Annotated in this window: 21 protein-coding genes; 11 read left to right on the top strand and 10 right to left on the bottom strand. The window is 68.5% G+C overall.

Translation table 11 applies throughout. The features are described 5' to 3' along the window. Nucleotide 1 precedes the first annotated feature (1 nt). Entirely contained in the window at nucleotides 2-1,330 is a 1,329-nt protein-coding gene (gene allB / locus ACZ6YV_RS27130) for an allantoinase AllB (protein WP_465512293.1), read from the bottom strand. Nucleotides 1,331-1,433: 103 nt separating this feature from the next. Here allB and ACZ6YV_RS27125 point away from each other — a divergent pair, with 103 nt between their 5' ends. Genes ACZ6YV_RS27125 through pucL form a run of 4 tightly spaced genes read left to right on the top strand, consistent with a single transcriptional unit; the run spans nucleotide 1,434 to nucleotide 3,668 of the window. Then, entirely contained in the window at nucleotides 1,434-1,910 is a 477-nt protein-coding gene (locus tag ACZ6YV_RS27125) for a helix-turn-helix domain-containing protein (protein ID WP_465512292.1), read from the top strand. A gap of 58 nt (nucleotides 1,911-1,968) precedes the next feature. Further along, on the top strand, nucleotides 1,969-2,460 hold the full coding sequence (gene uraD, locus ACZ6YV_RS27120; protein ID WP_465512291.1) for a 2-oxo-4-hydroxy-4-carboxy-5-ureidoimidazoline decarboxylase: 492 nt from the start codon (nucleotides 1,969-1,971) through the stop codon (nucleotides 2,458-2,460). After that, complete coding sequence (gene uraH, locus ACZ6YV_RS27115) at nucleotides 2,457-2,774, top strand: hydroxyisourate hydrolase (RefSeq protein WP_465512290.1); 318 nt, start codon at nucleotides 2,457-2,459, stop codon at nucleotides 2,772-2,774. Before uraD ends, uraH begins: the two co-directional genes overlap by 4 nt. Before the next feature lie 6 nt (nucleotides 2,775-2,780). Beyond that, nucleotides 2,781-3,668: a factor-independent urate hydroxylase gene (pucL, locus tag ACZ6YV_RS27110; protein ID WP_465512289.1), complete on the top strand. Its 888-nt coding sequence runs from the start codon at nucleotides 2,781-2,783 to the stop codon at nucleotides 3,666-3,668. A 131-nt stretch (nucleotides 3,669-3,799) separates the two neighbouring features. On the opposite strand, the gene ACZ6YV_RS27105 is transcribed toward pucL, so the two are convergent. Continuing rightward, nucleotides 3,800-5,320, bottom strand: a complete 1,521-nt coding sequence (locus ACZ6YV_RS27105) for an alpha/beta hydrolase (RefSeq protein ID WP_465512288.1) — start codon at nucleotides 5,318-5,320, stop codon at nucleotides 3,800-3,802. A gap of 114 nt (nucleotides 5,321-5,434) precedes the next feature. Beyond that, entirely contained in the window at nucleotides 5,435-6,433 is a 999-nt protein-coding gene (locus ACZ6YV_RS27100) for an SGNH/GDSL hydrolase family protein (RefSeq protein WP_465512287.1), read from the bottom strand. Between the two features lie 122 nt (nucleotides 6,434-6,555). Here ACZ6YV_RS27100 and ACZ6YV_RS27095 point away from each other — a divergent pair, with 122 nt between their 5' ends. Then, a complete protein-coding gene (locus tag ACZ6YV_RS27095) occupies nucleotides 6,556-7,131 on the top strand; it encodes a TetR/AcrR family transcriptional regulator (RefSeq protein WP_465512286.1) in 576 nt (191 codons plus the stop codon). A 102-nt stretch (nucleotides 7,132-7,233) separates the two neighbouring features. Beyond that, nucleotides 7,234-7,923 carry a hypothetical protein gene (locus tag ACZ6YV_RS27090; RefSeq protein WP_465512285.1) on the top strand — a complete coding sequence of 230 codons (690 nt, stop codon included), beginning with the start codon at nucleotides 7,234-7,236 and terminating at the stop codon, nucleotides 7,921-7,923. Nucleotides 7,924-7,983: 60 nt separating this feature from the next. Here ACZ6YV_RS27090 and ACZ6YV_RS27085 read toward each other — a convergent pair whose 3' ends face one another. From ACZ6YV_RS27085 to ACZ6YV_RS27055, 7 genes are read right to left on the bottom strand one after another with little or no spacing between them, the layout of a single operon-like run. After that, entirely contained in the window at nucleotides 7,984-8,355 is a 372-nt protein-coding gene (locus ACZ6YV_RS27085) for an allophanate hydrolase-related protein (RefSeq protein ID WP_465512284.1), read from the bottom strand. Beyond that, nucleotides 8,346-9,788, bottom strand: coding sequence for an NCS2 family permease (locus ACZ6YV_RS27080; RefSeq protein ID WP_465512283.1), 1,443 nt, complete (start codon nucleotides 9,786-9,788; stop codon nucleotides 8,346-8,348). Before ACZ6YV_RS27080 ends, ACZ6YV_RS27085 begins: the two co-directional genes overlap by 10 nt. 36 nt (nucleotides 9,789-9,824) lie before the next feature. Next, nucleotides 9,825-10,319 (bottom strand): nucleoside deaminase, encoded by a 495-nt coding sequence (locus ACZ6YV_RS27075; RefSeq protein WP_020630619.1) that lies wholly within the window; start codon nucleotides 10,317-10,319, stop codon nucleotides 9,825-9,827. Nucleotides 10,320-10,351: 32 nt separating this feature from the next. Beyond that, nucleotides 10,352-12,634, bottom strand: a complete 2,283-nt coding sequence (gene pucD, locus ACZ6YV_RS27070; RefSeq protein WP_465512282.1) for a xanthine dehydrogenase subunit D — start codon at nucleotides 12,632-12,634, stop codon at nucleotides 10,352-10,354. Further along, entirely contained in the window at nucleotides 12,631-13,980 is a 1,350-nt protein-coding gene (locus ACZ6YV_RS27065; RefSeq protein ID WP_465512281.1) for an 8-oxoguanine deaminase, read from the bottom strand. Before ACZ6YV_RS27065 ends, pucD begins: the two co-directional genes overlap by 4 nt. Next, nucleotides 13,977-14,447, bottom strand: coding sequence for a (2Fe-2S)-binding protein (locus ACZ6YV_RS27060; RefSeq protein ID WP_093938252.1), 471 nt, complete (start codon nucleotides 14,445-14,447; stop codon nucleotides 13,977-13,979). Before ACZ6YV_RS27060 ends, ACZ6YV_RS27065 begins: the two co-directional genes overlap by 4 nt. Then, nucleotides 14,438-15,307, bottom strand: coding sequence for an FAD binding domain-containing protein (locus ACZ6YV_RS27055; RefSeq protein ID WP_465512280.1), 870 nt, complete (start codon nucleotides 15,305-15,307; stop codon nucleotides 14,438-14,440). Before ACZ6YV_RS27055 ends, ACZ6YV_RS27060 begins: the two co-directional genes overlap by 10 nt. A 136-nt stretch (nucleotides 15,308-15,443) precedes the next feature. Between ACZ6YV_RS27055 and ACZ6YV_RS27050 the strand changes: the two genes are divergently transcribed. The 5 genes from ACZ6YV_RS27050 (at nucleotide 15,444) to ACZ6YV_RS27030 (ending at nucleotide 20,007) form a co-directional block, all read left to right on the top strand. After that, the gene (locus ACZ6YV_RS27050; RefSeq protein WP_465512279.1) at nucleotides 15,444-16,865 is read left to right on the top strand and encodes a PucR family transcriptional regulator; all 1,422 of its coding nucleotides are present in this window, start codon (nucleotides 15,444-15,446) and stop codon (nucleotides 16,863-16,865) included. 1 nt (nucleotide 16,866) lies between these two features. After that, nucleotides 16,867-17,349, top strand: a complete 483-nt coding sequence (locus ACZ6YV_RS27045) for a MarR family winged helix-turn-helix transcriptional regulator (RefSeq protein WP_465512278.1) — start codon at nucleotides 16,867-16,869, stop codon at nucleotides 17,347-17,349. Between the two features lie 36 nt (nucleotides 17,350-17,385). Then, nucleotides 17,386-17,988, top strand: a complete 603-nt coding sequence (locus tag ACZ6YV_RS27040; RefSeq protein WP_465512277.1) for a DsbA family protein — start codon at nucleotides 17,386-17,388, stop codon at nucleotides 17,986-17,988. A gap of 10 nt (nucleotides 17,989-17,998) precedes the next feature. After that, nucleotides 17,999-18,481, top strand: coding sequence for a GNAT family N-acetyltransferase (locus ACZ6YV_RS27035; protein ID WP_465512276.1), 483 nt, complete (start codon nucleotides 17,999-18,001; stop codon nucleotides 18,479-18,481). A 278-nt stretch (nucleotides 18,482-18,759) separates the two neighbouring features. Then, entirely contained in the window at nucleotides 18,760-20,007 is a 1,248-nt protein-coding gene (locus ACZ6YV_RS27030) for an HNH endonuclease signature motif containing protein (protein ID WP_465512275.1), read from the top strand. Nucleotides 20,008-20,595: the final 588 nt, after the last annotated feature.

Genomic DNA, 20,595 nt, shown 5'->3' with positions numbered 1-20,595 from the left:
CTCAGCAGTCACCCCGGGTCAGCAGAACGCCTGCCGGGTCGTCACCGGTGATCTCTTGCCCCCGCAACCACGTGCTCCGGACGACGCCCGCGAGCGGACGTCCGTGGTAGGCGCTGACCGGGTTGCGGTGCTTCAATTTCGCGACGTCGACGACGAAAGCCTCGTCGGGCGCGAACACGCTGAAGTCGGCGTCGTAGCCCGGCGCGAGGTGTCCCTTGCGCCGCATCCCCGCCTGTGCGGCCGGGTGCCCGGCCATCCAGCGGACGACGTCGGTGAGGGCGAACCCGCGCTGCCGCGCCTGGGTCCAGACCGCGGGCAGGCCGAGCTGTAGTCCGGCGATCCCGCCCCACGCGAGCCCGAAGTCGCCACTGTCGAAGCGTTTCAGCTCCGGCGTGCACGGCGAATGGTCGGTCACCACGCAGTCGATGACACCGTCCGCGAGCCCCTGCCACAGCAGTTCGCGGTTCCCGGCCTCGCGGATCGGCGGGCAGCACTTGAACTGCGTCGCGCCGTCGCCGATCTCTTCCGCGGTGAAACTCAGGTAGTGCGGGCAGGTCTCGGCGGTCAGCCGGACACCGTCGCGCCGCGCGCTCTCGACCATCGGCAGCGCGTCCGAGGACGACAGATGCAGGATGTGCGCGCGGACGCCGGTCTTCCTGGCGAGTTCGATGACCTGCGCGATCGCCACGTTCTCCGCACCTCGCGGGCGCGAGTGCAGGAAGTCCTCGTATTTCTCGCCGTGCGGATCCGGGGCGTGATCGATCGCGTCGGAGTCCTCCGCGTGCACGATGATCATGCCGTCGAAGGTCCGCAGTTCGGTCATCGCCTCTTCGAGCCCGCGCGCGTCCAGCGGCGGGAACTCGTCGACGCCGGAATGCAGCAGGAACGACTTGAAGCCGAACACCCCGGCCTCGTGCAGGCCACGAAGATCCGCGAGATTGCCGGGAATCGCGCCGCCCCAGAACCCCACATCGACGTGCACGCGGCCCTCGGCGGTCTTGCGCTTCACCTCCAGCGACGCGACGTCGACCGTCGGCGGCAGGCTGTTCAGCGGCATGTCCACGATCGTGGTGACCCCGCCCGCGGCGGCCGCGCGGGTCGCCGAAGCGAAACCCTCCCATTCGGTGCGGCCCGGGTCGTTGACGTGCACATGGGTGTCCACGAGACCCGGCAGCAGGACGACGTCCTCGCCGAGTTCGAGCACCCGATCGCCGTCCAGCGCGGCTCCGGCGGGTTCGACGGCGACGATGCGGCCCTCGTCGACACCGATGGTCGCGGGTACCTCTCCGGCGGCCGTCACAGCTCGCGCGGCCTTGATCACCAGATCCATAGATACTCCCAATTTCCACTCAGTGGAATCGAGGTTTCGCACTCCGACATTAACTCCGGCCACCCTGCTCGTCAACGAGCCGGGGCGGCGCTACCTTCGCTTGGTGCAGTTAGAAGCCGAGTTCACCAGCGAACCGTTCCACGGCGAGGGTCCGCCACCCGAGCACGCCGTCAAAGCCCGTGACACGGCGGAGAGCGTGGGCCTCTCCGCCGACTTCGGCCCGCTCGGCACCCTCGTCCGCGGTGACGCCGACACCCTGCTCGACGCGCTCCCCGCCATCGCCAGGGCGGCGCTGAACGGCGGCGCGACCCGCGTGACCCTCCAGCTCCGGCAGGTCGGCGACGACACGAACGAGTCCCCCGTCGAGCTGCACAGCGCGCTGGCCCGGCTCATCGGCGACGTCGAACGCGAGCTCGGCGGCAAGCTCGACACTCTCGACCGCGCCGCCAAGCAGCGCGCGGTGCGCCTGCTCAAGGAACGCGGCGCGTTCGGCCTCCGCAAGTCGGTGTCGACCGTCGCCGAGGCGTTGGGGGTCACGAGGTTCACGGTCTACAACTACCTCAATCGAGACCAGGACTGAAGGCCTCTTTCAACAAAATGTTGACGACGGCGGAATAGTCGCCGTACCGTCAGTTCCCGTGCCGCTCACCATTCGAGAGTTCGACCAGGCTCCCGCTCAGGACGTCCGGCCGGCGCTGACAGCCTGCCTCGACGTCCCGCGCTGGGTGGAATCCCTGCTGGCCAGGCGCCCGTACGCCGACGTCGCCGCCCTGCTCGCCGCGTCCGAGGCGCTCACCCCGTTGCGCCCCGAAGAAGTCCGGCGCGCCATGGCCGCCCATCCCCGGATCGGGGAGAAAGCGGGTGGCAAGAGCACCGAAGCGGGCTGGTCGCGCTCGGAACAGTCCGGTGTGGACGGTGACGCGGCGCGCGAGTTCGCCGCGGCCAACGCCGAGTACGAAGCGACGTTCGGACATGTCTTCCTGGTGTGCGCGAGCGGCCGGAGCGGTGCTGAACTGCTGGAGAACCTGCGTTCGAGGCTCTCGAACGATCCGGAGAAGGAACTCGAAGTGGCCGGCCAAGAGCTGGCCAAGATCGCCGCGCTGCGGCTGGAGAAGGCGGTGACGGCATGAGCCTCGTGACCACGCACATCCTCGACACAGCCGAGGGAAGGCCGGCGGCGGGCGTCGGGGTCCGGCTCGAAACCGGCGCGGGCGAACCCGTCGCCGACGGGCGGACCGACGCCGACGGCCGGATCCGCGACCTCGGCCCGGACACCCTGGAACCCGGGGTCTACCGGCTGGTCTTCGACACCGGCGCCCACCTGGGCCCGGACTCCTTCTTCCCCGAAGTCATCTTGACCTTCCGCGTCGCCGACGGGACCGAGCACCACCACGTGCCGTTGCTGCTGAGCCCGTTCGCCTATTCCACCTATCGAGGGAGCTGATCGCCCGTGGCCATCACCCTGGGCCCCAACCAGTACGGCAAGGCCGAAGTCCGGCTCGTCACCGTGCGGCGCGAGGGCAGCGTGCACCACCTCAAGGACCTCACCGTTTCGACGTCGCTGCGCGGCGACCTCGCGGCCACGCACCTCACCGGCGACAACGCCGACGTCGTCGCGACGGACACCCAGAAGAACACCGTCTACGCCTTCGCCAAGGAATCCCCGGTCGGCGAGATCGAGGACTTCGCGCTGCGCCTCGGGCGGCATTTCGTCGACTCGTTCGAGCATATCTCCGGCGCCCGGATCCTGATCGGCGAACACGGCTGGAACCGCATCTCCGGCCACGACCACGCGTTCTCCCAAGCGGGCAGCGAACAGCGGACGACGGCGGTGACCATTCAGGACGGTCAAGCCTGGGTGGTGTCCGGTTTGGACGATCTCGTCGTGCTCAAGTCGACCGGCTCGGAGTTCCACGGCTTCCCACGCGACGAGTACACGACGCTGGCCGAGACGAACGACCGGATCCTAGCGACCGCCGTGACCGCGCGCTGGCGCTATCAGGGCGACGGGATCGACTGGGCGACGAGCCACGCGGAGGTCCGGCGGATCCTGCTGGAGACCTTCGCGGACAAGCACAGCCTCTCCCTGCAGCAGACGCTGTACGCGATGGGAGAGGCTGTGCTCAAGGAGCGCGGCGAAGTCGCCGAAATCCGGCTTTCGCTGCCGAACAAGCACCACTTCCTGGTGGATCTGTCGCCGTTCGGGCTGAAGAACGACAACGAGGTCTTCTACGCCGCCGATCGTCCGTATGGCCTGATCGAGGGTGTAGTCCTCCGGGACGACGCGGAAAGCACAGAGGACGCCGGTCTGGCCTGGCACACCCTCGCCGCTTTCTAGGGCATCGGTCCAGGTGGTCGTGAGTGGTAAGTGTCGTTCTAACGACACTTACCACTCACGACCCACGCGACCGACGCCCCGCCGGCGCCGAACGTCGGGGCCCCGCTGACCGCGCAGGACCCCGCCGCTTTCTAAGGAGTGGGCAGCGGCATCCCGGTGACGCTCTGGTCGGCGGGGACGACCCCGTCGACCAGGTAGGCGTCCACGACCTGGTCCACGGCCGGGTTGCCGCCCGCGTAGAGCCCGTGGTCACCCTCACCGGTCACCGTCAGCATCCGCGAGTTCGCGAAGCCCGCGTGTGCCCGCCTGGCGCCCTCGATCGCGGTGGCCGGGTCGTGCTCGGATTGGACGATCAGCACCGGCGGCACCCCCTTGCCGTCCAGCTTCGGCAGCGGACGCGGCTGCTTGTTCCAGAACAGGCAGACCGAGGCGTTCAGCTTGCCGCCACCCGCCAGGAGCAGCCCTCGGTCGAGGTTCCGCTGCGAGTCGCGGATCAGCGACTCGCGGGTGCCGACGAACCGCCCTTCGCCACAGACGGTGTTCCAAAACGTCCCGTCCTGCGCGTCGGGGAAGTCGCTCGCGGCGTCGAGAGCGGCCTTGGCCTGCGGGGCCGCGCCCTTCTCCATCGCGTCCCGGACCTTGACCATCAGGTCGGCCAGCGCCGGAAAGCTCGTCTTCTTGTACAGCAGGTAGACCATGACGGACTCGAGCTGCATCGGCCCCTTCCCGTCCATCGGGTTGCGGGACAAGGCGTAGCGGACCCGCTCGTACGTTTGGCGGACCTGTTCGCCGCTGGTGCCGAAGTGGTATTTGGCGTCATAGCGCGCCATCCACGGCAGGAAGTCCTGCCGCCAGCGCCGTTCGAAGCCGACCGCCTGCCGGTCGAAGGTCTTCTGCCAGTCGGTGGTGAAGTCTGTCGACGAGTCCAGCACGAACCGTCCGGTCCGCTGGGGGAACTGCTGCGCGTAGTGCGCGCCCAGCCAGGTGCCGCCGGAGTAACCGATCCAGTTGATCTTGTCCCGACCGAGCAGGACCCGGAGCAGGTCGTAGTCCTTGATTGTCTGATAGGTAGTGATCAGCGGCCCGAGGTCACCGTTGGCGTTCTGACAGGATCGGGCCACGTGCTCCGCGTTCGCCAGGATCTGGTCCAGGTTGCGCGGATCGCGATCACGCGGATCCAGCTGCTGGATGAGCCCGGCGGTGTCCCGGCAGGTGACGTTGGTGCTCTTGCCGGTCCCACGGACGTCGATGCCGATGACGTCCTGGTGTTCGCGCAGCTTCTCCTGCCCTCGGAAGGTCACCGGGAACCAGCGTCCGGGACCGCCGGGGCCACCAGGGTTGGTCAGCACCGAGGCCGTCGTCGGCCCGGTCGACTTCAGCCTGCTGACCGCGATGGTCAAGTCCTGCCGCTCGTTCGCACGGTCCCAGTCGCGCGGTGTGCGGTAGCTCGCGCATTCGAGGCCGCCGATGTCGGTGCCCGGCGGCAACGTGACCAGTTCGTCCGCCGCGCAGGGATGCCAATCCAGTGTCTGACCGGTGTAGTACCCGGGGATGCCCGTCGTGTTCAGCGTGCTCGCCGAAGCCGGCACGGCTCCGGCGAGCAGCCCGCCCACGACCACCGGGATCACCCCGGCGGTCAGTAGCCGCTTCATCTGCTGCCCCCTTCTTCCCTTGATTCCCAACGGCTCCCGACGCTAGGGCCGGGCACACCCGGCGAACATCGACCGCAGGTAGCGCCGGAGGGTGGACCAAGGGTTGAGGGACGACTAGGACCGCGGCACAAGTCCGGCCGCGACGGCCTTGCGCTGGAGTTCGCCCGGAGTGCTCGCGTTCCGCGCGTCCGGTGCCTTCTCAGACGCCGCTGCGGTGCCGCCCAGCGCCTTGAAGATCAGGTCGGCTTCGGCCTTCATCCCGGCGGCGTACGGGTGGTAGGCCACCGCGCGGAAGAGGTTCGTGTCCTTGCCGCTCACCCAGGCCGCGTCGCCGGAGCAGGCGTCGTGACCGCTGCTCGGCCCATACGTGTCGACGTAGCGGGCACCTTGCTTCCGAGCGGCGGTGGAAACGGCCTTGTTGAGGGCGCGCTCGACCTCGTCGGCCCAGGCGTAGTCGCCGTCGGCGAACGGGAGGACGCTGGGGCAATAGCCCTTCGACGGCACGATGCGCGGGTAGCCGACCAGCACGATCGTGGCGGCGGGCGAACGCTCCCGGACACCCTTGACCACGCGTTCGAGGTTCCGCTGGGTGTTCTTGAGCGCGGCGAGCAGGGTGTCGGTCCCGTTGATCGTGAAGTGGTCCTTGCAGGGCGAACCGGTCGGGTCTTCGCCGCGCAGCTCGGGGCAGGTACCGATCAGGCTGCCGAAGACGCCGTAGTCGTTGCCGCCGATGCCGATGGTCACCAGGTCGGTGTCCAGGGTCAGCGCGTCGAACTGCGCCGGGACCGACCCGAGGGCGAGGCTCGGCGACGGCACGGTCTGGGAGCCGGTCATGTTCGTGGTGTCCGCCGACGAACAGCTGACGTCGGTGAAGGCACCGGACTTGTAGTAGAGCCCGAGCTTGGTGGCGAGCCAGGCCGGATAGTTGTTGTTCGACCGGAAGCACCAGCTCGCCTGCTGCCACGGGATCAGCGGACCCGCGGTGTAGGAGTCGCCGAGGGCGACGTACTTGCGGAAGGACGGGGTCTCGGCGGCGCTCGCCGGTGTCCCCAAACTCGCTAGAGAGACGACTGCCACCAGCGTGGCGAGGACAAGTCGGGCGGTACGGCGCATGGCGACCTCGTGATCCGTCGTTGGACTACCCGCCGATCCTGACAAGTTCCCACCTCCATCCACAATAGAAGTGAGCATCTTTCACGTTTCAGGGGTTAGATAGAACGCTCTATCATGGAGCCGTGACAGGAACGCGGGAACGCATCGTGAACGCCGGCGCCGAACTGCTCCGGCGGAACGGGTACACCGGCACCGGAGTGAAGCAGATCGTCGAGGCCGCGAAAGCGCCCTTCGGCTCGCTGTACCACTTCTTCCCCGGCGGCAAGGAACAGCTCGGCGAGGAGGTCATCCGCACCTCCGGGATGATGTACCTCGCGCTGTTCGAGATCTTCTTCGCCGACGAGCCGGACCTGATCCACGGGATCGAGGCGTGTTTCGCAGGCGCCGCCGAGACGCTCAAGGAGACCGACTACGCCGACGCGTGCCCCATCGCGACTGTCGCGCTGGAGGTCGCCAGCACCAACGAGAAGCTGCGGATCGCGACGGCAGACGTGTTCACGGCGTGGATCGAGACCGGTACCGCGAAGCTGGGCAAGTACGGCCTCGAACCCGCGGCCGCCCGGCAGCTCACGATCGCCCTGGTGAACAGCCTCGAAGGGGCGTTCGTCCTGAGCCGATCACTTCGCGACACCGAAGCGCTCGAGGTCGCGGGAGCGTCGACAGTGGCCTTGGCGCGCACGCTGCTCCCCGATGCGTGAAGCACCGACGGCCGGTTGCTGAACACCGGGGATTTCCCGCAACGCGCAACGGCTTCCGGCCGACCTAGCGGTCGCCAACACCGGAATCCGTTTGGGGAGCACATGATCATCAGGAAGCTCGTGATCGGCACCATCGCGGCCGCCGCCCTGCTGACCGCGGGCGCGGTGCCCGCGACCGCCGCCGAGGTCCAGCCGTCCACCCTCACCACGACCACCAGCAGCACCAAGATCGACGCCGGGAAGCCCGTCACGGTCTCCGGGAAGCTCACCAAGGCCGACGCCACCCCGATCGCGGGGGCCGAGGTGGGCATCTCGTTCTGCTTCAACGGCTTCTGCGGCGAGGCCCAGGCCAGGCCGGTCACCGACGCCACCGGCGTCTACACCGCGACGCTGACCCCGATCCGCACCGGCAACTACCACGCCGACTTCTTCTCCACCGACCCGGCGATCGCGAATTCGCGCGCCGACACCCCGAAGATCGTCGTGCTCCACCCGGCGAAGATCACGTCGTTCGCGGCGGGCCGGGGCACGGGCAAGGCCGTGACCGGCTCCGGCACGATCGACTTCCCCGGTCAGTACACCGCGAACCCGATCCCGGTCGAACTCCAGTACTTCTCGTTCGGCACCTACCGCTGGACCACGGCGGCGACGGTCGACGCCACCTGGAACGGCACCACCTGGGCCTTCGCGGCCTCGGCCGAGCACCGCAAGCCCGGCGTCTGGCGAGCCTTCTACGCGGGCACGCCCGAAATGTTCCACGCGGCGGCGAGCGACCTCGTCTTCGTTCTCTGACGGTTCCGTGAAGGCCTCCTTCCCTACCCTGAAAGTAGGGAAGGAGGCCTTCACGGACAGCTAGCGGGACGCGAGGTACGCCCGCCAGTCGCCGACCGAGGTGATGTCCGTCAAGGTCGGCGAGTCCACAAAGGATGAACGCAGGACGGTGGCGAGGCAGGCCGCGCCGTCCTCCAGTTCGATGACGCCCAGCTCCAGTTCCGGTGGTTCCGCGGGGACGAGGTGGTCCCGCAGCACCGCCAGCGGCAGGTCGTAGACCTCGCCGACGACGGAGCCGGAACCGCCTTCGTGCATCGCCGGAAACCGGTCACCCACGGAGAAGTAGTGGTACTTCGGCGCGGAACGGGCTACGCAGCACAGCGGCGCGCCCTGCAACTGTTCGTGGAGCGGCCCGCCACGCATCCCGCCGCCGTTGAGGAACATCAGAACCACGACATGATCCCTTCGATCCCGAAGTACACCCCGAACACCACGGCCAGGATCCCGAGGATCCAGCCGATCTCGCGGATCTTGCCCTTGCAGATCTTGATCAGCACGTAGGCGACCAGCCCGGCACCGATCCCGTTCGTGATCGAGTAGGTGAACGGGATCAGCGCGATGGTCAGGAACACCGGGATCGCGAAGTCCAGGTCACGCCAGGGAATCCGCGCGCACTGGGCCATCATCATCCCGCCGATGACCACCAGTGCGGGCGCCGCGGCTTGTGCCGGGACGACCGCCGCGAGCGGGGTCAGGAACAGTGTCGCGGTGAACAACCCGCCGGTGACGATGCTCGCCAGCCCGGTCCGCGCGCCTTCGCCGACGCCGGCGGCCGATTCGAGGAACACGGTGTTCGGAGCCGAACCGGTCACGCCGCCTGCGAGCGCGCCGGCGCCGTCGACCAGCAGGATGCGGCCCATCCCCTCGACCTTGCCGTCCTTGGTCAGCCCCGCCTCCTCGGAGACGCTGGTGATCGTGCCCATCGCGTCGAAGAATCCGGAAAGCACCAGTGTGAACAGGAAGACCGCCGCGGTCACAGCGCCCGCTGACGCGAAGCCGCCGAAGAGGTCGATGTCCCCCAGCAGGCTGAAGTCGGGATGCGCGACGACCTGGTCGGGCACCTTGGGCTCGACCAGTCCCCAGCCCTTGACGTGGAACACGCTGTTGACCAGCACCGCGAGCCCGGTCGCGACGGCGATGCTGATCAGCACCGCGCCCGGCACGCCGCGGCTCACGAGCACGATCATCAGCAGCAGCCCGAGACAGAAGATCGCGATCGGCCAGCCTTCGAGATGACCGCCGATCCCCATCCGCACCGGCACCGTCGACTGCGCGGAGTCCGGTGTCCGGGTCACGAATCCGGCGCTGACCAGGCCGACCAGCGCGATGTAGAGCCCGATGCCGACGGTGATCGCGACCTTGAGCGGCATCGGGATCGCGTTGATGATCCGTTCCCGGATCCCGGAAACGGCCATGAACACGATGCAGACGCCTTCGAGGACGACGAGCCCGAAGGCCTGCGCCCACGTCATGGTCGGCGCCATCTGGAACGCGACGACGCCGTTGACGCCCAGACCGGCTGCGAGCGCCAGCGGCGCGTTCCCCACGAGTCCCATCAGGATCGTGGTGACGCCCGCCGCCAGCGCGGTCGCGGTCGTGATCGCCTCGGTGCTCAGCCGGGCGCCGGTGATATCGGCCGACGCGCCGAGGATGAGCGGGTTGAGCAACACGATGTAACACATCGCGACGAAGGTGGTGATCCCGCCGCGCACCTCGCGGCCGATCGTGCTGCCGCGGTGGGAGATCTTGAACCAGCGGTCGAGCCCGGACAGCCGCCCCGGCTCGGACGAGGGCAGGTGGGGACGCTCTGTACCTAATTGGGTCATGCCTACTCCACAACGTTGTGGGGCGGGAAGAGACTTCTAGTAAGCCTTCTTGTCGGGTTTCGACAGCCAGGCTTGGAAAGGCGCGAAAGAGTCCGGAAGGGACAGTTGGCCGACGGGTAGTGACCAGGTCTCGCGCGGGCGGGAAAAGAGGTCGTAGAACTCGCGGTCGTCGAAGCCCGCCTCGGCCGCGTCGTGGCGGTCCGCGGCGTAGACGACCTTGCCGACACGCGCCCAGAGCGCGGCGGAAAGGCAGAGCGGGCAGGGTTCGCAGGAGGTCACGAGGACGCAGCCGTCGAGTTTGTAGTCGCCGATCGCCTGGCAGGCCGCGCGGATCGCGACCACCTCGGCGTGCGCCGTCGGGTCCAGCGTCGGCGTCACCTGGTTGGTCCCGGTGGCCAGCACCGAACCGTCACGGACGATCATCGCGCCGAACGGGCCACCGCCGCGTTCGACGTTCGTGGTGGCCAGCTGGACGGCTTCGGCAAGCCATTTCTGCTCGTCGGACTCCGAAATGGACAGACGGGTACCCACGGATGTGCTCCTAGCTCGAAAAAAGGCGGATATCAGGTGCCGGTGAGGTGTTCGGGACGCACCGGGACACGGGGCAGCGCGAGCCCGGTGGCCGCGCGGATGGCCGCGACGATCGCCGGGGTGGACGAAATCGTCGGCGGTTCGCCGACCCCGCGCAGACCATACGGCGCGTTGGGGTCGGGCCGTTCCAGGACGTCGATGTCCATCGGCGGCATGTCCAGCACGGTCGGGATCAGGTAGTCGGTGAACGACGGGTTGCGGATCTTCCCGTCCACGGTCTGGATCTCCTCCATCACCGCGAGCCCGAGGCCCTGCGCGGAGCCGCCCTGGATCTGGCCGAGCACCGCCTGCGGGTTGAGCGCCTTGCCGACGTCCTGCGCGCAGTCGAGTGCGACGACCTTGATCAGCCCCAGTTCGGTGTCGACGTCCACGACGGCGCGGTGTGCCGCGAAGCCGTACTGGACGTGCGCGTTCCCTTGCCCTGTCTCGGGATCGATGGGTGTCGTCGGACGGTGACGCCATTCCACGGTCTCGTCGAAGACCTCGTCGCCGAGGACGTCGGCGAGGTCCGCCAGCACGCTGCCGTCGACGGAGACGACCTTGTTCGCGACGACCTTCAGCTTCCCGTCGGCGGCGAGTCTGCCCGCCAAGTGCTTGTGCAGCCCGGATCGCACCGCGACGCACGCGGCCTGGACCGCGCCGCCGGTGACGTAACTCTGCCGCGACGCCGACGTCGAACCGCCGTTGCCGATGGTGGTGTCCATCGGCAGGATCGTCACCTGCTCGATGCCGAGTTCGGTCCGCACGATCTGCTGCATGATCGTGACCAGCCCCTGGCCGACCTCGCAGGCGGCGGTGTGCACGGTCGCCGCGGGTTCGCCGCCGACGAGTTGCAGCCGCACGCGGGCCGTCGAGTAGTCGTCGAAACCCTCGGAGAAGCAGATGTTCTTGATGCCGACCGCGTAGCCGACACCCCGGACGACGCCCTCGCCGTGCGTGGTGTTGGAGACGCCGCCGGGCATCCGGCGCAGGTCGAGCTCCTCGTGCGTGACCGGCAACGGCTTGGCGCGCAGGCGTTCCAGCAGTTCCGCGACCGGCGCGGCGGAGTCGACCACCTGACCGGTCGGCATGAGACTGCCTTCCTCCATGGCGTTCAGGATCCGGATGTCGACAGGGTCGATGCCGCACGCTTCGGCGAGCTTGTCCATTTGGGACTCGTAGGCGAAGCCCGCCTGCACCGCACCGAAGCCGCGCATCGCGCCACAGGGCGGGTTGTTGGTGTACACGCCCCAGCAGTCGACCGAAGCACTGTCCACATTGTACGGACCGACGCCGAGCGTGGCCGCGTTCGCCACCACAGCTCCGGTGGACGAGGCGTACGCGCCGCCGTCCAGGTACAGCTTCGCCTTCACATAAACGAGCCGGCCGTCCTTGTCCGCGCCGTGCTCGTAGTACATCTTCGCCGGGTGGCGATGCACGTGACCGTAGAAGGATTCCTCACGGTTGTAGACCATCTTGACCGGCTTGCCGGTGTGCAGCGCCAGCAGGCACGCGTGGACCTGGATCGAGAGATCCTCGCGGCCGCCGAACGCGCCGCCGACCCCGCCGAGCGTCAGCCGCACCTTGTCCTTGGGCAGGCCCAGCGCGGCGACGATCTGCTGCTGGTCGACGTGAAGCCATTGCGTGGCCACATAAAGGTCGACACCGCCTTCGGTGTCCGGGATCGCCATGCCGGACTCGGGCCCGAGGAAGGCCTGGTCCTGCATGCCGACCTCGTAGACGCCCGACACCACGACGTCGGCCTTCACCGACTGGTCGCCATGGCGGATCTTGACGTGCCGCACGACGTTCCCGCCGGGGTGCAGTTCGGCGCCCTCACCGGCGGCGGCCTTCTCGGAGTCCGTCACCGGTTCGAGGACCTCGTAGGAGACCTTGATCCGCTTCATCGCGCGGCGCGCGGTCTCGGGGTGGTCCGCGGCGACGAGCGCGACGGGCTCGCCCTGGTAGCGCACGACGTCGACGGCGAGCACCGGCTGGTCGGTGTGCTCCAGGCCGTACTTGTTCACGCCGGGCACGTCTTCGTGGGTCAGCGCCGCGTAGACCCCTTGCACGGCAAGGGCGTCGGTGATGTCGATGCCGGTGATCCGCGCGTACGGATGCGGGCTGCGCAGCGTCGCGCCCCACAGCATGTCCTCGTGCCACAGGTCCGAGGAGTACGCGAACTCCCCGCGCACCTTGACCGTGCCGTCCGGACGCAGCGGGCTCGCGCCCACGCCATTTTCGGTGGTCTGCTTGGAGACTTCAGTGGTGGTCATACCGTCTCCCTCAGCCGGGCACTGGCCACGGCCAGCTCACGGGCGATCTCGTCTTCGGATTCCTCGCGCAGGGTCCCGCCGGTCACCACGGTCGCGCCGCCGACGAACAGCCGCGCGATCGGCGGGGTCGCGCCGAGCACCAGGGCGGCGACCGGGTCGGTGATCCCGGCGTAGTTCAGGCCGTTCAGGTCCCAGACGGCGAGGTCGGCGAGCTTGCCCGCCTCGACCGAGCCCAGGTCCTTCTGGCGGCCCAGGCAGCGCGCGCCGCCCATCGTGCCCATCCACAGCGCCTCGCGGGTGGTCAGCGCACGCGGCCCGCCACGCTGACGCGCCTGCAGCAGCGACTGGTGCAGTTCCTCGCCGAGGCCACCGGATTCGTTGGACGCGGCGCCGTCGACGCCGAGCCCGACAGCGACCCCGGCGTCGAGCAGCTGCCGGACCGGGGCGATCCCGGCACCGATCCGCCCGTTGGACGTCGGGCAGTGCGCCGCTCCCGTACCCGTGGCGCCCAGGCGCCGGATCGCTTCCGGGGCGAGGTGGATCGAGTGCGCGAGCCAGACGTCTTCGGCGAGCCAGCCGAGTTTGTCGGCGTACTCGGCCGGGGTGCAGCCGACTTCGGCGAGGCACTGCTTCTCCTCGTCGATCGTCTCGGCGAGATGCGTGTGCAGCCGGATTCCCTTGCGGCGAGCCAACTCCGCCGCGCCGGTCATCAGCCGCTCGCTCACCGAGAACGGCGAGCACGGACCGGCCGCGATCTGCAGATGGGCGCCGGCGGAGGCGTCGTGGAACCGGTCGATCGCGGCCTCGGTGCCGAGCAGCGCGGCCTCGGTCTCCTCGACGAGGTTGTCCGGCGGCAGCCCGCCGTGGGACTCGCCGCGGTCCATCGAGCCGCGCACGACGTGCAGCCGCACGCCGACGCGGATCCGGGCGGCGGCGAGCGCTTCGACCTGGTCTCCGCCGTCGCGCGGGAAGACGTAGTGGTGGTCGGCGACTGTCGTGCATCCGGTGGTCGCGAGCCGCGCGAGCCCGGCGGTGGCGGCCGCGTGCGTGATCTCGGCGTCGAGCCTGCCCCAGATCGGGTACAGCGCGACGAGCCATTCGAACAGCGTGTGGTCGGCGGCGAGGCCGCGCGTGGCCCACTGGTAGAGGTGGTGGTGAGTGTTGATCAGCCCGGGCGTGACCAGGTAGCCGGAACCGTCGATGCGCTCGTCGTACTCACCGTCGGGAGCCTTCCCGGCGCCGACCGCGGCGATGCGGTCGTTCTCGATGACGACGTGACCCGAGGCGTGCTCGGTGCCCGCACCGTCGACGGTGGCGATCGCGGCGTTCTCGATGACGGTCTTCACGCGGTCTCTCCCCTGGTCGCGGCGAGCCGGACGGCGTCGAGGATCTTCTCGTACCCGGTGCACCGGCACAGGTTCCCCGCCAGTGCCTCGCGAATCTCCTCGTCGGCGGGGTTCTCGACCCGGTTGAGCAGGTCGTGCGCGGCCACCACGAGGCCCGGGGTGCAGAAGCCACATTGGACGGCGCCCGCGTCTACAAAGGACTGCTGGACACGGTCGAGCTTGTCGCCCTCGGCGAGCCCTTCGACAGTGCGGACCTCGCGGCCCTCGACCTGACCGGCCGCGACCAGGCACGAACACACCGGGACCTCGTCGAGGTACACCGTGCAGGATCCGCATTCGCCCTGTTCACAGGCGTTCTTGGAGCCGGGGAGACCGAGCCGTTCGCGGAGCACGTAGAGCAGGCTCTCGCCCTCCCAGACGTCGTCGGCCTGGCGGGACTCGCCGTTGATCGTCACGTTCACGCGCACTCGCGTTCACCCTTCTGGAAGTCGTTCCACGCCCAGGTCAGCGTCCGCCGCGCCAGGACGGACAGCGCGTGCTTGCGGTAGTCGGCACTGCCGCGGACGTCGTCGATCGGCGACGCCGCCTCGGACACCAGCTCGCCGAACCGGCGTTTGACCGAATCCGCGATCGCCGCTTTGGTGGACCAGGGAAGTTCGGCGGAAAGGAATTCTTCGGCAGCGGTCGCCCGGCGCGGGGTCGGGGCCGCGGAGCCGACGGCCGCGCGGATCTCGCGGCTGTCCAGATGCAGGGCCAGCGCGAACGAGCAGACCGCGATGACCATCGCGTTGCGCGTCCCGACCTTGGCGAACTGCTGCGGGCCGACGGCGGCGGGCAGATGCACCGCGGTGATCAGCTCGTCGGGTTCGAGGGCGTTGCGTTTGACGCCGAGGTAGAACTCCTCGGCCGGGATCCTCCGCGTCCCGCGCACCGACGCGGCCTCGACCTCGGCGCCGAGCACGAGCAGCACGGGATGCGTGTCACCGGCGGGCGAGGCGGCACCCAGGTTCCCTCCGACGGTGCCCCGGTTGCGGATCTGCGGCGAGCCGACGGTGCGGGAAGCCATCGCCAGGGCGGGCAGAACTTCACCCAGCTCAGCGATCACCCGAACGTAGGGCACGGACGCGCCGAGCCGGATCCCGCCGTCGGCCTCGGTCCACTCGGCGAGTTCCGTGACGCGGTTCAGATCGAGCAGCGCGCCGGGACGACGGTGGTCGAAATTGAGCTCCACCATGACGTCCGTACCGCCCGCGATCGGCACCGCGTCGGGGCGCTCGGCCTTGACGGCGAGCGCCTCGGTCAGCGAGCTGGGGCGCAGGAAATCCACTCTCGGGCTCCTCGGTTCGGTGGAGTGCTGTGACGGCTGACTCAGTAGACGCCCTGCGCCCGTATGGCGGCAACGGTGCCGAAGCATGAAATCTCCCCTGCCCGGCCGGGCTGTTTTGTGCTTTCCTACAAACCTGATGACGACCGTGAAAACTCTGCTCGCGCTTCCCGGGTTGCGCTTGCGTGCGCGCGCCGGGGCGGCACTGCTCGACCGTCCGGTGTCCCGGATCTACGTCACCGAACTGCCCGATCCCGGGCGGTACGTGTCGGCGGGCGAACTCGTCCTGAGCGGGTTGCTGTGGTGGCGCGGGCCGGGTGATTCCGAGGCTTTCGTCGCCGCGCTGGCGAAGGCCGGGGCCGCGGCGCTGGCGGCATCCGGAGCGGATTCCGACGGGATCCCCGAAGACCTCGTCGAAGCCTGCACGCGACACGGGATTCCGTTGCTGGAGGTGCCGACGGATCTGTCGTTCTCGGTCGTCACCGAACGCGTCGTGCTGGCGTTGGCAGCGGCCGCGGAAGGTGCTCGCAAGCGTTTGCTTTCAGCGGCGACGGAAGACGCGTCGCTGGAAACCCTGCTGGAACGAGCGCGCGCGGAGATCGGCCTCCCCTGCTGGGTGGAGCCCACGGGCGCGGCCACGGAGCTGGTGCGGCGGTTCGTCGCCGCGGGCGGACGTTCGCTGGAGGCCGACGACGTCTCCGTCCGGCCGGTCGGCGGCAGGCACGCGCTGCCGTGGCTGCTCGCGATCGGCGGCGCGCTGACCGCCGCCCAGGCGGAGATCGCCGAAGAACTCGCCGGGCTGATCGGGCTCGCGCGCACACGGGCGGACGAGGTCCGCGCTGTCACCGACAGGGTGCTCGAACCGTTGCTCGCCGCGCTCGACGAGGGAAGCGATCCGCACGCGGCGCTGACCGCGACAGGGCTGCGCGGCGATCTGCGTGTCGTCGTCGCCCGCACCGAAGGATCCGAAGCCGCACGCGGGATCCTGACCGAGCTGCTGCCGCCCGGCGCCCTCGTCGGGCCCGCCGGGGAGACGACCTGGGCGCTGGCCGAGGACGACGGCGAATGGCCGGACGACTGGCCCGCCGCGGTCGCCGCCGCATTGTCCACAGTGGAGTCGCTGCTGCCCTGCCGCCGGGTGCTGATCGGGATCAGCGACCGCTCCCCGGTTTCCGTCCTGCGGGGCGCGAAAGAGGTCGCGCGCTACGCGCTGGCCGTGGCGGGGATGCGGCCGGGCACGATCGAGGTCGTCCCCGGTGGCGAGATCGGCATGCACCGGCTGCTGCTGGCCGGCGCCCCCGACGACCTCCGGGCGGCGTTGCGGCGGCGGGTGCTGGGCCCGCTGCTGACCTACGACGCCGAACAGGGCACCGATCTGGTGCACACCCTGCGCGTCTTCCTCGAATGTTCCGGCTCGCCGACGCGGGCCGCGCGAGCACTGCACGTCCACGTCAACACGTTGCGGTACCGGATCGGCCGGGCGAGCGAACTGCTCGGCACCGATCTGACCGAGTTCACCGAACAGCTCGACGTCTATTTGGCCTTGTCGGCAGGGAGCTGAAATGGGCATCACCACGGCAAAAGAAGCCGCCTACGACCCGCGCGTGATCGCTTTCGGGCGGATGATGGGCGCGGCGAACCGGCTCGAATACCTCCTCGGCCGCGCACTGGAGGCCGAATGCGGGATCTCGCACCTGATGTTCGAGGTCCTGCTGATCGTCGGGAGGTCGGGCGAAGCCGGGATGAGCATGCGCGCGATCGCGCAGGAACAGGTGCTGACCACCGGCGGCGCGACCCGGCTGGTCGACCGGATGACCACGCTCGGCCTGGTACTCCGGGGCGCCGATCCCGAAGACCGCCGCGTACAACTCGTCCGGCTGACGGCGAAGGGCGAGGAGACGACCGTGCGGGCAGCGCGGGTGCACGTCGAGAACATCCAGCGGCTCTTCCTCGACCCGCTGCCCGCGGACCATCGCGAACGGTTCGCGCTGGACCTGCGGACGCTGAGCCATTCCGCCCGTGACGCACTCCCCCGACTCCAGTAGGAATATCTGACTGATCAGACATTGTTGAGTCTCGTCATGAAGCTCATCTATGTCTTCGACGCGTACTGCGGCTGGTCGTACGGGTTCGCCCGCACGATGGCCGACGTCGCGCACCGGCATCCCGACCTGCCGGTCGAAGTGGTGTCCGGCGGCCTGTTCATCGGCGGGCGCCGCGTGCCGATCCGGCAGTTCGGCTACGTCCAGGGAGCCAACGCCGAGATCACCCGCCGGACCGGCGCTCCGTTCGGCGAGAGCTACGAACGACTCATCGCGGATGGCGAGTTCGTCATGGACTCCGAGGCCGCCGCCTGCGGGATGGCGGCGTTGCGTGAAGTCGCGCCGGACCGCGCGGTGCGGCTCGCAGCCTTGCTACAGGAGGCTTTCTATCTCGACGGGCTGAGCCTGTCCGAGGTCTCGACGTACCGCGTGGTCGCGCAGCGGGCGGGTTTGGACGGGGACGCCGTCGAGACCGCCCTGGACCGGGTTTCCGCGGCGGCCGACTTCCGGCGGGCGCGGGACCTGGGAGTCACGGGATACCCGACCCTGCTGGCGGACGACGGCGAGCAGGTGGTGACACTCGTCGCCGGGAACGCGAGCGCGGACGAGGTGGAGCGGCGGATCGGCGCGCTGGTTTCCTAGACTCCGGGTCATGTCTTTGACACTTCGACGGGCGACCCCCGCGGACGCCGACGCCGTCGCGAACATCTGGTACCACGGCTGGCAGGACGGCCATCTCGGCCACGTTCCCGACGAACTCGTGCGGGCCCGCACTCGCGAGTCGTTCTGGACACGGGCCGAACAGAGCATCGCCGACACCGCTGTCGCCGTGGTGGACGGCGAGGTGGCTGGATTCGTGATGGTCATCGGCGATGAGGTCGAACAGGTCTTCGTCTCGTCGGATCATCGCGGGAGCGGGGTGGCCGGAGCGCTGCTCGCGGAAGCCGAACGCCGGGTGGGTGACAGCGGGCATTCCCACGCTTGGCTCGCCGTGGCACCGGGGAACGCGCGGGCGCGGCGGTTTTACGAGCGGAGCGGGTGGGTCGACGAGGGTTTGTTCGACAACCTGGCCTTTGGTTTCGATGGGCCGATTTCGGTGCCCTGTCACCGTTATACGAAAACGCTCACCTCTTGAGTTCTGTCTACTTCTGGCAATGCGGCAGTAGCGGGCTGGTTCGGCAGTACTTCCCGCACTCTTTGTCACTCACGAGGCGAAGTCGTCCTTCATGTCGGCGCTGTCCCGCTTGAGTGCGCGCCTGACTTTCCTTGAGTTTCGGTGATCTTGGCGGCTTGGTGTCGCGCCGGGTAATGGCTTCGTTCTGGCGAAATCACTCTTCAGGTGTCGATGCTCCCGGTTTATTGTCACTTAAAATTACGAACACATGTTCGACTGATGTGGCGTATTATGGAGGTGTGTCCGAGACCTTCGTTCCCGAGTTGCCGCAAGAGTTGTGGCGCGCTGGCAAGCTGGAGCTTGCCCATGGCGTGCAACAGTTCCTGCAGGTGATGCGGGTCGCGTCCGCCGGACTGGGGCAGCACTTGGCGGAGGTCGAGTCTCGGGGCGTCAAAGACTTGTTCGGCTATGGGTCCACTGTGTCCTGGTTTGCTGATGTGGCGGGGTTGTCGTGGAGTGAGGCTCGACCAGTGGTGAATCAGGCGATCGCGATGAACCCGACCCGTGCTTTGGACGGCACGGAGATCCCGGCATTGGCGCCCGCCACTGGCGCTCTCGCCGCGGAAGGGATGATCGGGGCTGAGCGCATCGCCCAGATCCTGGAGATCCTGGGACGGATCCCGCCCGACACCTCCGTGGAGGATCGGGAGAGTGCGGAGAAGATCCTGGCCGATCTGGCCCGGGGTGCGGGGCCGCGGCAGGTGGCGGATGCCGAGCAGCAGATCATGGGCTGGCTCGACCCGGACGGGAACGAACCGAAAGAGCCCGAGCCGAAGCAGCCACGCCGCGAAGTCACCCTGGAACGCCGCAAAGACGGCTTCTGGAAGCTGAACGGCCTCCTCGATGATGAGACGGGTGCCCGGACGGCCGCCGCGCTGGAGGCGTATGCGAAGCCTCGTCCGGTGGATGAGTTCGGGCAGGCGGATCCACGGTCCAAAGACGAACGCCAAGGCGATGCCTGGGCCGAACTCCTCGACCTCGCGATCGCGTGCCCGGACCAGCCCGGGACCAACGGCTACCGAACCCTCCTACACGTCACCATCGGCCTGGAGGAGCTCAAGTCCGGGATCGGGAAGGCCTGCCTCGACTTCGCCGGCACCATGACCGCCCGCGAAGCCCGCATGGCCGCCTGCGACTGCCTCATGCTCCCCATCGTGCTCAACGCGGCCGGAGAACCCCTGGATGTGGGGAGGCTGAGGCGGTTTGTCACCCCAGGTCAGCGCCGGGCGTTGAACATTCGTGATCGGGGTTGCGCGTTCCCTGGGTGTCATCGACGACCCAAGAACTGTCACGCCCACCATATTCATCACTGGGCAGACGGCGGACCCACAGATCTTCGCAACTTGGTGCTGGTGTGCGGTTTTCATCATCGGCTGATCCATCACGGTGACTGGGAAGTCCGGATGGCGGCCGATGGGTTACCGGAGTTCATTCCGCCGCAGTATCTGGATCCGTTACGAAGATCCCGGCGCAACACCCGCGTCTGAACCCCCGCATGACCCGAGGAGCCCGCCAGCCAACACGGCGACGGGCCCCTCGGCATGCCCACAGCCACCACGCCACCGAACCGGAACCCAGCAGATAGCACCAGGCCGAGTGGACCTTCACGGACCCCGGCGAGCAAGAGTGCCGGAAAGCGGCCGGAAGGGTTGGTCGTGAGCGGCAATGAGGGTTCTAACGGATTCGTAGTTGCCTACCCCCTGGGATCCGATGTCTTTGTGCTGGACGGAAGGTGTGACGATGTAAGAATCTGGACACTGAACGTCCCGATTCCTACATCGTCGATGGACATCCGCTGGGATCGGCCAGGTCAGCGGTAGGCAGGCAAAGACCGGTCCGCTCTAACGCCACTTACCACTCACGACCACCCGCCCATGGCCTGCTCGCTGTACACGAAGGTCCCCTGCCTAACGTCCCGCGCGAGGAAGGGGACCAGCGGCACTGAGCCAGCAGTGGCGATACCGGACGCCGTGAAGGCCCCTTGGGTTCACGGGGTCGTTGCAACACCGATTGTGTTCGGAGGTTGTGATGGCTGGTCGTGTGTCGTTGGGGCGGGCTGTGCGGGTGCGGTTCTG

It is taken from the genome of Amycolatopsis sp. NPDC102522 (assembly GCF_055584485.1).
Note: the sequence above shows the minus strand (reverse complement) of the source record. Positions and strands in the feature narration are given on the sequence as shown.